The sequence below is a fragment of the Paenibacillus sp. FSL W8-0426 genome (assembly GCF_037969725.1).
Taxonomy (GTDB): domain Bacteria; phylum Bacillota; class Bacilli; order Paenibacillales; family Paenibacillaceae; genus Paenibacillus; species Paenibacillus hubeiensis.
In genome coordinates, this window is sequence record NZ_CP150203.1 from 1,011,935 (window position 1) to 1,027,317 (window position 15,383).

Here is a 15,383-nt window from a genome sequence, read left to right on the forward strand (position 1 = left end):
CCATGTCATGTCTCGATCCAATATCGTCATTTATACGGAGGAAGAGCTAAGTATTGAAAAATGGCGCGGCGTGTTGTCCAAGTTCAATGCTGTAGATCAACAATCGAACTGGGGGATGGAACGCGCGGGCAGTTGGATTTGGGTGAACCACTACGTTCTTGAACACAATGAAGAAATCAGGGACATCTGGCTGGACATTTCTCGGGATGCCTTGGCAGATTCAAAGAAGCGTGAAATGCAAACAGCTATATTTGTACAACCAAGCAGAGATCGAAATGCAGTGTTCTTTGCCTTATCTTTTTGTAAAGAGATATACGCTATTCTTGATAAAAGGAAAGAGGTATGCATGTTCCATGCCGAAAGCGGATTATTCTGTAATGATCAAATTGAAAATCTGACATTCTTGAATACCTCGCAATTCTATGATAAAAGGCAAACCAACAGTGAGACTATCCATTGCATGCTTCAATGTTTAACTGAAGAATTCAAGGCTGGAATCGAGTGTATTGTCGAAGATGGAGGTTGGGACGGGGAAGAGGTGCAGTATGCCGATTTGTTTCAAAACCTTTTGACAATGAGAGCTGAATTGGAGAAGGAACAGAATGCAGGGATTGTGCCTACCATCAACGAAGAATTGAAAAATGTGGACAAGCTGATCTTGGAGCTAATGAGATTGGATCAAGCTAAGTTGTTGGGTGATTGCACATAACACTTCTGAAAGCTCTTGAGGGGATTACTAGTCCGAGGTGAAAAAGATGTACCTGGATCAAGCCATTCTCAGATTGAATAATATAAACTGGAGTTTAGTTGGTACAGTGTCTAATATAGAAGATGCGGACGTAGGCTATGAATTTATGAGACGGCTAGCTAGCTTTTTTAAAGAGACACAACTTGCCCCTAAACCGCCAGGTCTCGCCAATGTAGCTAACTTACTTGGTGATTCCGAAGGAGAAATGGAGATAGCAGCACTTTGCAATTCAGATGTTATTCAATTTTTGTCCGAAGATAACAGCATACAAAGAATGATGCAATATTACCTGCAATTGGCAAGGTACGCAGACAAAAATCCTGATGTACATCGATATATAAGCATATATGACCCTTTAATTACTCTTTTGGAAAGGGGAGGCGTCTTTAGTATTACACTACGTGAACTAGTGATCAAAAACGGTGGGACATATCCTTTAAATGGATGGTACGAACGATTTTTTGATAAAGCTCCACTGGATGGTTTGAACAAAAAAGGGCAATGACCCGAATTGTCGCAAAACAGAAGCGATGTACCGCAAGCGTAATGAAAGCAAGGCAGGGTGGGGACAGACAATTTGTTTTTTTAAAAGTAAGGTCCTTCATCGTCAAGTTCTGGAGACTGCCACCAGTAAAAATCACGATACACTAAATCCGTTGTCAAATATAACAACATGGAGTGATCACTCTTATCATTAATGGTCAGTTCATATTGAGAAACTCCAATATCATCAGAATCATTAAGCGCTGTGATCCATTGCTCCATTTTAGGAACCAGACTATTCACCTCTGAGATTTTCGCTGCGAGCACGATCGAGGCCATTTTTCCACCCAGAACGTTATCCTTAACTTCTGTCGATTCCACAATCACACCGTTTGCCTTCGATTCACCATATATAGCGTTCTGGACTGATTCAGAATCGAGCGTTCCTGCAATTTTAGATGAGAAATCGGGTATTCGAGTAATGTCATTAGAAACACCGTTGTAAATCGATTGACCATTTTTTCCTGTGATCGTGAGATCAACATTTTTGATTTGTGAGGTTCCATTGGCCCCACTTCTTACTTCATTCCGAATGGTTCGGATGGCTTTAATATCGTCTATGGTTGCTTTTTCTGAGGTAGATGCTGATTTTATTTCCAACTTTAAATAGCTTTCTTGAGTGGTGATTTTAGAAATAGCCACCCCTTCCTTAACAAGTTGAGCTTGGATTAATGGGGCAGGACTTTCAGCAGAAATGGAGTTCATGTAAAACGCGCCACTTAGGGCGATAACGGCCGCTGCGACAAGAAACCATTTTTTATTTCTCATGTTTATTACCCACCTTATGAAAGATTAACGGCCAACAGCCCCGGTGATATGCATGACTGATCTTGCTGATCGCTCATAAATCTAAACGGTCCCATCTGTGCATTTGTTACATAATTAGCGAGTGAGATCCACAGTGTTTTCGAAGATTTTTTCGGAAAAGGGTTCAGAATGTCTAGTTATCGCAGTTGTTAGCAACCAATCAATGGTTGGTGGGACGATTTCGAAAATATGCCACCAGGATTAAAGGATATCGAATTGGATGAATGGATTACGGATGAGAGCCGTAAAGAAGTTTTTATAAGCATATTAGACGACGTAGAAAACGAGGGAGAAGAAACGCTGAAACCTGTTGCAGTTATAGTGATGTTCCGTTTTAATGATAATTATGATAGGCAAATTTGTTTCAGAATTGCTAATGAACCATACTCGTATAAACCTAATTATTTTACGGACCTATTCCGGATAAAAATTAAACAATTCTTTGATAATTTGGTGAACAACAAAGATTTTTTTATTCAATTTTTAGTGTAAAGCCTAATAGAAGTGAGGAAATGGCTGAGCAGGTTTTAGTCTAGGGTTTTGTTTGTATACAAACACTTGTTCTGGTTATATAATGAGGTTACAACTATTTCCATCTTGCTGATAAACGATATAAATTCCTCTTTTAATGGTTTGATGAAAGTGAGTTCGAATAGAATATTGCTAACGAGTTATAAAACGAGGTTGAGCCGAAATATCAAGATTTTGGTTAGGTTCCTAGTCAAGTGGTTATAGTTTTGATGTTTTTAATCTCAATATAGAAGATAAATACCTTAGATTAATGCAAATTGGATCTGTTCACGAGATGTCCTTAGTAAAGTTAAGTTTATTAGGGAAGAGGTTAATTGATCGATTCATGATTAACGATTCACTTAGGTAATAGGAGGTTAACACTGATGAGAATCTACTTTTTTTAGTTGAAGTGGAATGAAAGAAGCCACATAATTTGATTTCTGCACCTTATATATTGTTAAGGCGATCTACAGAAGCAAAAACCCGGCTCGAAGGAATAATCCAACTTAGCCGAGTCTATAATCATAGAGTATTGAGCATAAAGAAGATATTGAATAAAGAATAATAAGGAGTACAATCCTAATACAATTGAGGTGGGGAAATGAAAACGATATTATTTGTTTGCCCTAAATGTACTGAATGTAATACCTTTAATGTTGAGAATAATGTATATAGTTTGGATGATTTGAATAATAATTGGTTTATTTGCAAAAGATGTTTTCTTATAAGTAAGATTGATGAATGGAGATCGGTTAATAAGGCTATAGCTCGACTTAGAATTAACTTTGAAACTCGTAAGTAATAATTTGGAGCAAATCTTCAAAATTGGCCCTATGCTTTTTTATATCTCTTCGTATAGTGGTGCAAAATTCATCATTAATTATTATATTTTCACCTGTTAGTTCACTTTTGATAATTTTAGTTCCCTCATTAATAGTTTCTGTGGCATGTGCTAAAATATTCCGTTTTTTTATAATATCATTGTTGTAAGTATCAAGAGTTTGTTTATAGCCGACATATCTCTCGTCCTTTGCTTTTTGTTTTAATAGGCGTTGTATTGCACACATTCTGTCATATGAAGTGAGTTCCTCTAAGAATGAAGTAATTGGTTCCTTCTCCATATTCCTCAAATCATTGAGTTTTTGTGAGCGGTTCTCTAGGGTTTTTGTAATTAGTGTTTGAATATTTTTTTGGGAAGAAGACTCGTCAAAACTTAATAATAGATGCTTTATTACCTCAATCATTAGTGAATCCAATTCACTCGTTTCAGCCATCAACAATCCTCTCATGGCATTAACATCTTGAAATTTTCTGATAGTTAAATTTATCAAATCTTTAACCTTAGGAATTAAATTTTCTATACCAACCGAAACAGAAACACGTTCTATCCATTTTTCTTGCTGCATTATGTTGTTTATCTCATGTTGGTTTCCTGAATAAAACAAAACCTCTGTATAAATTTGGTTTCCGCGAATTCGATCAATTAGAATTTTCCCAGTTTCATATTCTCCTAAGTTAAGATCAGTTAGTATAAGATCATATTCTTCTTGTATTAATTCATCCAAAAATTGTCCATTTTTTTCATGAACTACAGATGGGGCAAAACCAAGTGACTTCAAATAAGATTCAACATTTTCTTGATAATCTTCAATTAAATCATAATCATCCTCAAACCATAAAATTTTATAACCTATTTTCATTTCTTAACCCCCAGTATGAACTCAGCGCCATTCTCTATACTATTATTAATTCTTACTGATCCACCTATTTTTTTAAAAATTTCTTTTACATGGTACAAACCTAATCCGGATCCATCAGTAGTTGTAAAGCCAAAATCAAATATCTTGTCCATAATATTGTTAGGTATACCTTTACCATCATCTTTAAAATGTATTTCTAAATTGTTTTCATTCAGTTTTTCCCAGGTTACTGTTATGTTCTTAGCATTTGCTTTGAAAGAATTATTTAAGAGATTATCAATTGCAATAATAATCTCTAAGGGGCGAAAATCAAATTCAAATTTAATATCATTATGTTGAACTATGTTTACTTTTAATTGCTGATTGTTAATTTTTAAATCTTTATATTCTTCATAGACGTTTTTTAAGTATTCATTAATAAATTGGACTAAATCTTTTTTTATTGTTCTAGAAGTGAGGTTGAAATTGGCTTTTGTCACGAATTTTGAGATTGTAGAAATTTTACTGTTTTCTATGCTTATTATATTTATATGTCTAAACAATTGTTCTTTTGGTGCTCCTTCTATTATTTTTTGTTTTAAAGTATCAATGTTTTTGTTTATTCTGACTGTAGAATGATTAATTTGATGTTGTAGGCTTATTAATTCTTTTGTATCCGTGTTAACTGTAGATTTCAAAAATAGATTCTGACTAATTGTACTTTCAAGTTCTTTTCTTGTTTTGTCTAATTCAAATTCTTGTCTATCGATTTGTAAATTGATTTCTTTACGTTCAGTATTCAATTTCTCAAATTGCTTTTCAATAAGTTTTGCTTGTTTTTGTAAATCTTTGTCGTTTGAGATAAGAGCTTGTTGATTAAGTTCCTGTATAACTTTAGTTGCGCTATTATTTTGACTTTCTTCGAGTAACTCTAAAAAATTGGGATTATAATCAACTTCGACAAAATTATCCGAACGGGAAAGCTGCTTGATAGTATCAAGAATTTCATTTTTTACATCTTCTGGGTTTAACGCAGGTTGATAGTCTACATCTTCTTTTCTAGCTTTAAAAGGTTCTCCCCAACGAATTATATCAACAACATATTTTTCTAGTCTCCGTAAAGTTCTTTCAATAAAAAAATCAACTAAGTTATCATAACTTGTATTTTTTACAAGTCCTCCATCTCTACTAGTAGTTTCCTTGAAATCTGGATTATCTCCAAAGATTTCAATTCTACCAATCAGGTCTCTGGTTCCTAAGTAACGGGCATATCCTTGTGCTTTTCTTCTATCTAACTTTAGAGGATCCTCTCCTTCTTCGCCAAAAGGATAGATTCGAAATCCATTTTTATACAAGAAGACAGAGCCATAACTTACTGAATCGATCCCCATAGCTCTCTTAAAGTTTACTTTTGCTGATCTATTTAAGAAAAATAATTTTGATTTTATATGCGAGATGCCATAAGAGTTTTTCTCAATTATTTTATAGATGTATTCTCCTCTATCTCGAAGAGTAGTTGAAATATATCTTCCATCTTCGGAAATTTCTGTTTCAATAGAAGTAGACTTCAAATCCAGTGTTTCAAATATTATGTTTTTAACAGGGCCATTGACACGATCTCTTTCTTGCATTTTCAAGTTGTCATTTAGAAGTTCTTCAGGAACTATTATTTCTATTTTAAAGTCATCAGTATTTTGTTGATTTGGATTTATTAGTTTTTCCAGTGATTTTTTTAAGTTAAGTATTTTGGAACGATTCCATGTATCTCGTAAATTAGATATTTCTAGAATAGTACCGTGGCTAATGTCGTATTCAGATGTATCAAGATTAGCATGCTGAACTCTTACGTCTATGAATTCTTTTTTAGGATCTGTCTCGAATTTTTCCCAGTCAACCTTAATATTTTCAATCTTTGCATTTGGTTTATTTTTTATTGTTGTCATATTTAAAAGACTTCCTAGTCTGTCACATGAGAATCTTCCCACACCCTTTGCCCCGGCGAAGAATCGCTTGTTTTCAAGTTTAGACCTGTAATCATCGTTAATTGCTTCATCAATATCCTCACTGCCGTCGCTTTTCGCAGAGTAAGCAACAAACAGCCATTTATTATCGATATCGTTTATATCCATTCCTTTACCATCATCAACAATTATTATCTTAGAGAAAGAGGTATAGATTCCTTGAAAAATGATTCTCACATTTTTTGCTTTTGCATCAAATGAATTTTTCACCAGCTCAAAAATCGCTATATATTCATCAGTTATCAGTTCTTTTCCAATTAGACTTTTTAGACCGGAACTAATTTTAAAGGAACGCATACTCATGTTTTCACTCTTCTTTTTTTAGTTTTTTGATTAGTATTGTAAAGCAAGTGTTTCATTGTAATTAATGAGGTTTGTTTTTTCGGCTTTTTCTATTTGTTTTAATGCCTTCATAATTTCTTTAGCAATTGAGTAAGCAAAAATAGGAGGTACTGCGTTTCCTACCTGAGTATACTGAGGGGTTTCAAATTTGCGTCTATCACCACCAGTTGTTCTGTTTCCTACAAATTGGAAACTATCATCAAAAGATTGAATTCGTGCTAATTCTCGTACTGATAATATTCTTGGATTTTTCAAATCGTAGTGAATAATATCATCTGGTAAGGTTAAAACAGTAGGAGAAACTTGATTTTGGTGAAGTTTAAAGCACCTGTATTTTTTTGTGAAATGTTTTTCATATTCATCCGTAGTAAGTCTTTCTAACAGTCCTTCAATTCCTTCTCCTGGCTTTAGTAAACTAAATCTTTCTAATGTGTTTTTTTTATGTCTTGAGGCAACATGATTACTCAATTTAGTTGAAGGTATGGTATCTCCATTGATATTTGGAGTTAATCCGGATATTAATTTTTTTTGATATTCGGTTTTTTTATAACGATTATCGTATGTTTCTTTGTTCTCCCCCATTTTAAGAAAGCGTAGATCCGAAATTGCATCAGATACAGTAATAATAGTATTTTGTGCTTTGGGGAATTGAGGCTCAGGGACTAAAGGATAAAACACATCACGTATTTTTTTTGCCCTATAACCTAGGAAAATAACTCTAGGTCTGTTTTGAGGAACACCATAATCTTTAGCATTTAATAATTTAAACTTTACTTTATAACCTAATTTTTCGGATTCAGATAGAATAATGTCAGTGACTAATTCGTTATTATATTCATCATTAAAAAGCCCGATAATCTTATTTATTCGATAAGATAGGATTCCTTCAACGTTTTCCATCACGAAATAATCTGGGTTACTCAAACTTACTACTCTTAAATATTCTAAAAAGAGGGTATTTCTTTCATCCGATTTATCTCTTTTTCCACTTAGACTAAATCCTTGACAAGGTGGGCCACCTATTACAACAGATATCTTAGTGTCCGAAGCAAAGTCATTAAAAGTATCCCTTGAAGATAACGTTCTGATATCTCCATTAAAAAATCTCAAGTTTGAATATCCTAATTGTTTATGTCTATTAATATATGTTTGGGCTGCTTCTTGACTATAGTCAGTGGCTAAAGGGATATTGAAACCTGCACGTAAAAAACCTTCAGACATTCCTCCTGCACCTGAGAATAAATCAAGTACATTATACGTTTGTGTCATTTCCTCACCTATCATATTATTTTGAGAATATTAAAATACGTTTATGTTTTTAAGTAAATTGATTTTTTTCAGGACTTAAGCATCTTTAATAGTCTAGTATTCTTAATTTTCATGTTCTATATAGGTGGCCTCAAATTCTTTATTCACATTTTTCGCTAAAGTGAATAAAGATCATTCCTCTACTTCGTTCAATTTGTCCTATGTAGGAAAGGTCGAATCACCCTTCTCTCCAAGAGCTTCTTGGGAGAAGCCTTGTTCTTTACGGAATGCTCAAATTTTCGCACCAGCTTAATTAAGGATGTTTGATCTACGTTCAAGATATTTATATTACCTCTCTATGTTCAAAAGTGTAGACAAGTTTGTTAAAGGTAAACATCAAACGAAGGATATAATTCATTAAAATGATATTTATAAGTTTTAATCTTGGTAGGGTGTTAAAAATTGAGAATGATTGTTAGTAACAAATTAGTAACAATTGTAGTCAATTATATAATCACAACCTTAAAGCCTTGATTACGTAGCTTCTTGAAAATAAAAATGATCAGGGGTATAAGGCTAGGATGCTGGCAGGCTTTGCTTGGAATTGGGCCGCTAATAAAGAAGGTAACCGGAATGGAGAGATCCCGGATGTGACGATATAAAGAGCATGATTTTGCCTTGCCGTGGAATGCACGGTCAATATCAAATACTTGATCTCTACATGAAAGTGGAATAGATCAGGTAGGATGTGTTAATACTTCTCAGGGCTTTAAAAGTGATTATGTTGGCATTATTATAGGAACTGGTCTGATATTTTATACATATAATATGGAAACGAGGACTTAGTTTAAAAATGAGGAGTTAACCAAACTTGTCAAAAATATTTATTAAATGATGGATTATTTACGGAGCAAATAGTAGCAACATGTACTGAGATTTATTCAAATTAGAGACAAAACCTATCCTTCCATTTAGTAAGATAGGCTTTATTGCTCTTCACATTAATATTCCTTTTATAACATTTTTAGCTACGCGAATATTATCTGATGAAGAGTCTCTTAGAAGTTGCACAATTTCTTTTATTTCTTTCTCATTCTCAGTTACCTCAAAGTCCTCATCAATATAAGCGAAAAGCTGTATTAAATTAACCTCAAGTGACTCAGCGATTTTCGCCAAGTTCATCAAAGAAACGTTCTTTTCTCCACGTTCGATCTGTCCTATGTATGAAAAATGAAATCCGCCTTTTTCTCCGAGGGATTCTTGTGAATACCCTCTTTCTTTGCGTAATGCGCGAATTCTGGCTCCAACCAGCTTCAAAACTTCTCTGTCTTCGTTCATGGTATTCACCTCTCTATGTTCAAAAGTGTAGACAAGTTTCTTCAAGGTAAACACCAAATAATAAATACAAAAAGATATTTTGATTACTATAGGTATCATTTTATTGTATAATACTGGTATTAACTCTTTTGGAGGGATGACAATGGCAACAAATTGGTCAATATCCGATGCACATTGTGTTCACCATTTGGATTGTACCTCAATTTCGCCAGACCCTGATAACTACATACAACCCAAATTCAATCAAACTCAGGCTGACCACACGCTACATACTAAAATTATGGACTATCAAAAACTTGCTCAGTACCACATCAAACTTGCTACTATCATGCGAGATCACCATCAATTTAAAACCTGTCTGATTCTCTGCGATTGGGCTCTTGCCTCCATGATCAAGGCGTTATATATCCAAAAGTATTATTCAGCGCACCCACCCAAGGAACTTACTATGAACGAAATCTTGCCTCTAGTACATACAGACACCGACCCTGGATTAGAAATAGCGTTGTTCATCGGCACGATGCAATTTATGTCATCCTTGGAGGACTACTCACATGAACAGCCACTGGAGCTAAAGAACATCAAAAGGCTTGTCCAACGAACAGAAGAAATATTAGAGGAGCTATCCACACGAATGATGAATAATTCACCCAAGTTATCTTAAAGGGAATTATCGTAAGAACAGGAATGGGGGATTAAAATGGGAAAGTATGTATCTGTTAGAGGTTGGTTAGAGTGTGATGAACAAACTGTGCATGAGGTCAGAAAGATTCGGGATGACTATACCGAGAAATATAATGATGCTTTACTGGACAAAAGCAAATTAGAAATGTACCAGTCAGGTTGGACTTTTCCAGAGACACAAATCAATTGGACAGCTTATGTATTTTATGGGGCCGATATTAGAGAGTATTATCTTGATTTTATGAGAAAGCAACTATCAGAGATGGCTGCCATTTCGGACATAACGGGGTATTTTCTAATCGATGATCACGATGGAGAGAAAAATCTGTGTTGGCAAATCTCCGATCATAAATTGATTGAAAATGAGCAAGAGAATATAACTTTCAATAAGTAAATTAACAGTACCTACTACTTTACAGAATTAACTGACTTCCTTCCCATGGCAGATGGTATAATGGCAAAAAGGGAGATTTTGGCGATAAACCTGAATACTCTCATCTTAGAAAGGATGTCATACCTTATGCCTACATACAACAAATTGGTGCGGGATAAAATTCCGCATATTATTGCATCTAGCGGGAAAGAATCCCGCACACGCATCTTGGACCCGGAAGAGTACAAGCAGGAGCTGCGCACGAAGCTGCGCGAGGAGTCTGACGAATACTTTAGCGCAAAGAACGATCAGGAAGCATTGGAGGAACTCGCCGACATGCTGGAAGTAATTCGTTCTCTAGCTGAGGTGCACGGCGCGAATGCGGCACAGCTGGACAAGCTGCGGGCGGACAAAGCAGAGGCGCGCGGTGGATTTCAGGAACGGGTGTATTTGATCGATGTCGACGAAGCTTAATGTCAAACTGATTACCGACAATCTAGCAGATGAACTGATTGCCCGGGTGCATATCGCATCCGGGATTTATATCATGACCTCGTTTATTATGGAATCCGGGGTAAAGCTGCTGGCTCCGCATCTTAAACAGGCTGCCGAACGCGGAGCAGAGGTGCGGATGCTTGCAGGGGACTATTTATATATTACGCAGCCGAATGGTCTCAGGGCGTTGTGTGAAGTGGACCCGCGGATCGAGGTTCGGCTATGGCGGAGCATGGGGACATCGTTTCATCCGAAAGCGTATCTGTTCGATCACGACAATGGCGAAGGATTGCTGATTGTCGGCTCGTCCAACTTTTCGTTTACAGCCCTGAAGACAGGATATGAATGGAATCTTGCGATGAATGCGGAGGCAGAGCCATATACGTTTCAGATGGCCTTGGACAAGTTCATGCAGAGTTTCTACCATGAGACGACTCTACCCGTAAATCCCGATTCGATCGCGTTGTATGAAGAAGAGTATGAGAGATATCACCAGCGGAACCCTGAACTGATCCAGCGCATCACCGAAATGGAGGAAGCCGAGATCAGGGTGGGACATGTCGAGGAAACGGAAGAGGTAGCCACAACGGTGTCTCTTGTACCGATTCAGCCGCGTTTCGCACAGATCGACGCATTAGAAGCTTTGCATAGCACCATGGAAGAGCAGTACGACAAAGCAATGGTTATTATGGCGACCGGGCTTGGGAAGACGTATTTGGCAGGATTCTTCGCTGAGCGGTTTAAGCGTGTGTTATTCGTGGCGCATCGGGAAGAGATTTTGAACCAGGCGAAAAAGTCATTTCAGCAGATCATGCCTGACCGCAGCCATGGCATTTACAACGGGCAGCATAAGGATGGCGAAGCCGACTGCGTTTTTGCCTCTATTTACACCCTCAGCATGCAGAAGCACCGAAGCGCATTCGAACCGGATGCGTTTGACTTGATCGTGGTAGATGAGTTCCATCATGCCGCAGCCAAAACGTACATCAATGTCATCGAATATTTCCGTCCCCAATTCCTGCTCGGCATTACGGCAACGCCGGACCGACTGGATGGCAAAGATGTCTATGCGCTGTGCGATGGCAATGTGGCGTACCAGATGCATTTTATCGAAGCAATCCGGAGAGGATGGCTGTCGCCGTTTCAATACTATGGCGTATTCGACGATACGGATTATTCGCAAATCCGCTGGATCGGGACGCGTTATGATGAAGAGCAGTTGATGGCGGCTCAGCTCCACGAGACGTATGCCGAGAAAATTTACGCTGCTTGGATGGAGCATAAGCAAACGCGCACGATCGGTTTTTGTTCTTCGATCCGGCAGGCGAACTATTTGGGGGAGTATTTCCGAGCCCAGGGGGTAAACGTGCTCAGTTTGCATTCCCGTACGACGGAAATGTCCCGTGAAGAAGCGATAAGAAAGCTGGCCGAGGGCGAATTGGATATTGTGTTTACCGTAGATCTGTTCAACGAAGGAACCGACATCCCCAGCGTGGACACGCTGCTGTTCGTGCGGCCGACGGAGTCGTTGACGATCTTTACTCAACAGGTGGGCCGAGGGCTGCGTCTTGCCGAAGGTAAGTCTCATTGCGTCATTATTGACCTGATCGGGAACTACCGCAATGCGGATGTGAAGCTGAGTCTGCTGGATGCGCGTGCAAACGAGGATTCGGATGAGAAAAGGGTTGATTCTGCCATCCCGCAAGTCCCGGCCAACTGCGAGATTCATTTGGATACGCGGGTGGTCAACCTGCTTCAGGAGCTAAGCCGCAAGCGGCTTCCGCGCCGGGAGAAGCTTCATAAGGACTTTTTGGACGTGAAGCAAGAGTTGGGCCGCATCCCTACGTACCTTGAGCTGCATCTTATGGGACAATCCCCGAGCATTGGGTACCGGAGCGAATTCGGTTCGTATGTCGGTTTTCTGCATTGGGCCGAGCTGCTATCTGCCAATGAGATCAAAGTCTATGTACGGCAGGAGCTCTGGCTGAAAGACGTGGAGAAGACGCTTATGAACAAAAGCTATAAAATGGTCGTGCTGCTCTACATGCTGGAGCGTGGCGAGGAACGTTGGCTCGATCCGATTACGCCGAGCGAGGTGGCTTCGTTTTTCCATAACTATCTGATAGAGAAAGAGTATCGGAAACGCAAGGACTTTGCGGACAAAGACAAGCTGTCGTTATGGGAATGGAATGAGAAAACCGCAGCGAAGGTAGAGAAGCTGATAGCCGATATGCCGATGTCCAAGTGGGGCGGGGCCAAAGGAAGCATGACCCGTTTCGAAGACGGCGTTTTTTCATTGAATATTCAGGTTCATGATGACGCGGAACGCAAAATATTATATCAATGGACGAAGGACATTTGCCTGTATCGATTGCATGCGTATTTCGAACGAGGCGTGCAAGAGTAGAAAGAAAGATTTAATCTATATAAACCGCAAAAAACATCCACACGTTAACGGAGAGGCAGAACCAATCTGAAGAAGCGAAGCGGTCGCTTAAAAGTTTTCTGTAAGAAAGCTGCATCGGGAGCATAAGCTTCACCGGATTTTCCCTTTGAAAAAGGGAATTCGAAAAATCTGGGGATAACAGCGATCGGAAGATGGAACTGCTCTCGCAGTGGCCTAGTGGGATTTATTATTGCGGTTTATATAAATAGTGAAAGTCTCGGAAATCCCCATTTAAACAAATTCACCATAACCAAGCCCGATCTTCGTTTCTCGAAGGTTGGGCTTTTTTCCATCTAATCTATTTCCAATTTGTTTACGAATAGTTACAATATTGGTTTTCTTCTTTGCGGCTTTGATACCGAACTGAAACCCCAATCGGAATCCCGTATTATATAATGACTTAAATTGGAAAAACACCCCAATGAGGGGTGTCCCGCCTGATACGCTTAGAAATTGGTCGAGTACGACAATCCGAAGGACGAAATATTATAGCTTTTGCCATGCACTGTCCCCGAACCGTTGCGGATCGCCGTTCTGCGGGCGATGGGGTCAGAACCTTTGACGCCTTTCAAGACGGAGTACAGACGGTCTTTGTCAGGGTAGCGGCCCGTTTCGCCGGAATTTCTCCAAGCTTTCTCAAGCGACGTGATCTCGGAAATAATCGAGCTTTCGCCATCAAGGCTCCAGGACTGAACGGCATGATCGAACAGGAAGGCAAGGCCTTGCGTGCTCACGATGCCGAATTTTCCGGCGAAGGCAACGGCGCGATCCAGATAACTTTGAGCATGCTTGCGCTGCAATGCCTGGTTTGCCGATTTGGCGCCCATCGCTTCGAACAGGCTTTTCCATTCAGAGACGACCCCGCCGCTGCTTGTAGAGATGCTGTCCCCCCAAGCAATCTGTTGAGTCTTCGTTTTGTTGAGGACGACGTCTTTCAAGGTTGCTGCCTTGGTGGTGCCGAATATGCCTTTGAACTCGGTTTCGTTGTTCTGGATATACTCCTTCAGCAGCGGTTGCAAGCTGCCCTGGCCAAAATTGTACTGGATGATGCCGAAGGATAACCCTTGCCCGTCAAAATTGCCGCTCAGGTTGGAGTAACCGTTGTTACCCTCAAAGAATCCGGTGTTTCTCAACAATTTGTCTTTCAAGCTGTCTGTCAGTGCCATGTGCTTCATCTCCTTATGTTTGGGAATACTCATAAAGCGAATGAAGTCTGGCGTAAAACAACCTGGAATGGAGAAAATGTTCGATGAAAAAATATGCCCTTGCTTTCTTGGTCTTCTTTATGATTGGTACAGGGAGTCTGATCTGGGTCTATACAAGCACCATGACAACAAGTCAGGCCGCCGAAACAAGCGCGGTACACATGGAACGACTTGGGTCCGGATCTGACGACTCAGCAGCGGCTTCTTTGCCTGATGTCGTGGAATTCAAAAACGATGATACATCCCTCAAAGTACGGCTTAACGACATCCCGCAGTATAAGAAGTATCTGTTGAATGAAGAAAATACTGAAGCAGAGATTACACGCACGGAGTTTGTGAAGCTTCCTGTAGCTACTGCTGAAACGTATGCGATGTTGAAGTATAGCTGCGGAACCCAAGCGTGCTCCACGATCCTGATCCGAACCGATGGCGAACATACCGATAGTTTAACGATGCCTGTTGGCATTTTTCAGGATTACAAGCTGTCTCCCGATCATGATAAAATGCTGTTTCGGTATGCCAACGATGAAGGCGGTGTGGTTGTCCGGCACATTATCGTTGCAGTGGATTTAGACTCCTTTAAAGTGATTCGATATGCATCGCCTGATCTTGAAAAGCAGTTCATGTTGAAGCCGACATGGCCAGTCCTGTCTTATGCATGGATCAACAACGATCGATTCGATCTCGAAACGGCAGCCCTGGATACCAGTGATTTTAACGCGATCAAAGACTGGTTATCCTCGGAACGTCGCAAGATCAAGAAGGTGGAGATTCAACTGGATGATAGCCATCAGTTAGATGAGTTTCCTCGTGAATAATAAACATTCCATGCAGCAAAAAAATCGATGAAAGGACGTTGGCCCTTGCCCGGGCTGATGTCCTTTTTTAATTGCATTAGCTTCTTTTCCTTGTTCCCAAGGTTTAGCGATCTACGGGTTCAC

At 39.2% G+C, this 15,383-nt stretch carries 14 protein-coding genes; 8 read left to right on the forward strand and 6 right to left on the reverse strand.

The features are described from left to right. Positions 1–7: 7 nt before the first annotated feature. Positions 8–709: a hypothetical protein gene (locus MKY59_RS04605; protein WP_339276244.1), complete on the forward strand. Its 702-nt coding sequence runs from the start codon at positions 8–10 to the stop codon at positions 707–709. Between the two features lie 46 nt (positions 710–755). Next, the gene (locus MKY59_RS04610; protein WP_339276246.1) at positions 756–1,253 is read left to right on the forward strand and encodes a hypothetical protein; all 498 of its coding nucleotides are present in this window, start codon (positions 756–758) and stop codon (positions 1,251–1,253) included. 80 nt (positions 1,254–1,333) lie between these two features. Here MKY59_RS04610 and MKY59_RS04615 read toward each other — a convergent pair whose 3' ends face one another. Beyond that, positions 1,334–2,059, reverse strand: a complete 726-nt coding sequence (locus MKY59_RS04615) for a hypothetical protein (protein ID WP_339276248.1) — start codon at positions 2,057–2,059, stop codon at positions 1,334–1,336. Positions 2,060–2,287: 228 nt separating this feature from the next. On the opposite strand from MKY59_RS04615, the gene MKY59_RS04620 reads away from it, so the two are divergent. After that, positions 2,288–2,590 carry a hypothetical protein gene (locus tag MKY59_RS04620; RefSeq protein WP_339276250.1) on the forward strand — a complete coding sequence of 101 codons (303 nt, stop codon included), beginning with the start codon at positions 2,288–2,290 and terminating at the stop codon, positions 2,588–2,590. Positions 2,591–3,390: 800 nt separating this feature from the next. On the opposite strand, the gene MKY59_RS04625 is transcribed toward MKY59_RS04620, so the two are convergent. From MKY59_RS04625 to MKY59_RS04640, 4 genes are all read right to left on the reverse strand, one after another. Next, positions 3,391–4,311, reverse strand: a complete 921-nt coding sequence (locus MKY59_RS04625) for a hypothetical protein (protein WP_339276251.1) — start codon at positions 4,309–4,311, stop codon at positions 3,391–3,393. Then, positions 4,308–6,614 (reverse strand): ATP-binding protein, encoded by a 2,307-nt coding sequence (locus MKY59_RS04630; protein WP_339276252.1) that lies wholly within the window; start codon positions 6,612–6,614, stop codon positions 4,308–4,310. Before MKY59_RS04630 ends, MKY59_RS04625 begins: the two co-directional genes overlap by 4 nt. Positions 6,615–6,644: 30 nt before the next feature. Beyond that, complete coding sequence (locus MKY59_RS04635) at positions 6,645–7,922, reverse strand: DNA cytosine methyltransferase (protein WP_339276253.1); 1,278 nt, start codon at positions 7,920–7,922, stop codon at positions 6,645–6,647. A 975-nt stretch (positions 7,923–8,897) separates the two neighbouring features. Continuing rightward, complete coding sequence (locus tag MKY59_RS04640; RefSeq protein WP_339276255.1) at positions 8,898–9,239, reverse strand: helix-turn-helix transcriptional regulator; 342 nt, start codon at positions 9,237–9,239, stop codon at positions 8,898–8,900. Positions 9,240–9,381: 142 nt separating this feature from the next. On the opposite strand from MKY59_RS04640, the gene MKY59_RS04645 reads away from it, so the two are divergent. The 4 genes from MKY59_RS04645 (at position 9,382) to MKY59_RS04660 (ending at position 13,198) form a co-directional block, all read left to right on the forward strand. Further along, the gene (locus MKY59_RS04645) at positions 9,382–9,903 is read left to right on the forward strand and encodes a hypothetical protein (RefSeq protein WP_339276257.1); all 522 of its coding nucleotides are present in this window, start codon (positions 9,382–9,384) and stop codon (positions 9,901–9,903) included. Between the two features lie 36 nt (positions 9,904–9,939). Beyond that, positions 9,940–10,317 (forward strand): hypothetical protein, encoded by a 378-nt coding sequence (locus tag MKY59_RS04650; protein WP_339276259.1) that lies wholly within the window; start codon positions 9,940–9,942, stop codon positions 10,315–10,317. Positions 10,318–10,443: 126 nt separating this feature from the next. After that, positions 10,444–10,770 carry a nucleoside triphosphate pyrophosphohydrolase gene (locus tag MKY59_RS04655; protein ID WP_339276261.1) on the forward strand — a complete coding sequence of 109 codons (327 nt, stop codon included), beginning with the start codon at positions 10,444–10,446 and terminating at the stop codon, positions 10,768–10,770. Further along, complete coding sequence (locus MKY59_RS04660; protein WP_339276262.1) at positions 10,754–13,198, forward strand: DEAD/DEAH box helicase family protein; 2,445 nt, start codon at positions 10,754–10,756, stop codon at positions 13,196–13,198. The genes MKY59_RS04655 and MKY59_RS04660 overlap by 17 nt, the downstream gene beginning before the upstream one ends. A 485-nt stretch (positions 13,199–13,683) precedes the next feature. Here MKY59_RS04660 and MKY59_RS04665 read toward each other — a convergent pair whose 3' ends face one another. Then, positions 13,684–14,403: a hypothetical protein gene (locus MKY59_RS04665; protein ID WP_339276264.1), complete on the reverse strand. Its 720-nt coding sequence runs from the start codon at positions 14,401–14,403 to the stop codon at positions 13,684–13,686. Positions 14,404–14,486: 83 nt separating this feature from the next. On the opposite strand from MKY59_RS04665, the gene MKY59_RS04670 reads away from it, so the two are divergent. Next, positions 14,487–15,260: a hypothetical protein gene (locus MKY59_RS04670; RefSeq protein ID WP_339276266.1), complete on the forward strand. Its 774-nt coding sequence runs from the start codon at positions 14,487–14,489 to the stop codon at positions 15,258–15,260. The last annotated feature ends 123 nt before the right edge of the window (positions 15,261–15,383 follow it).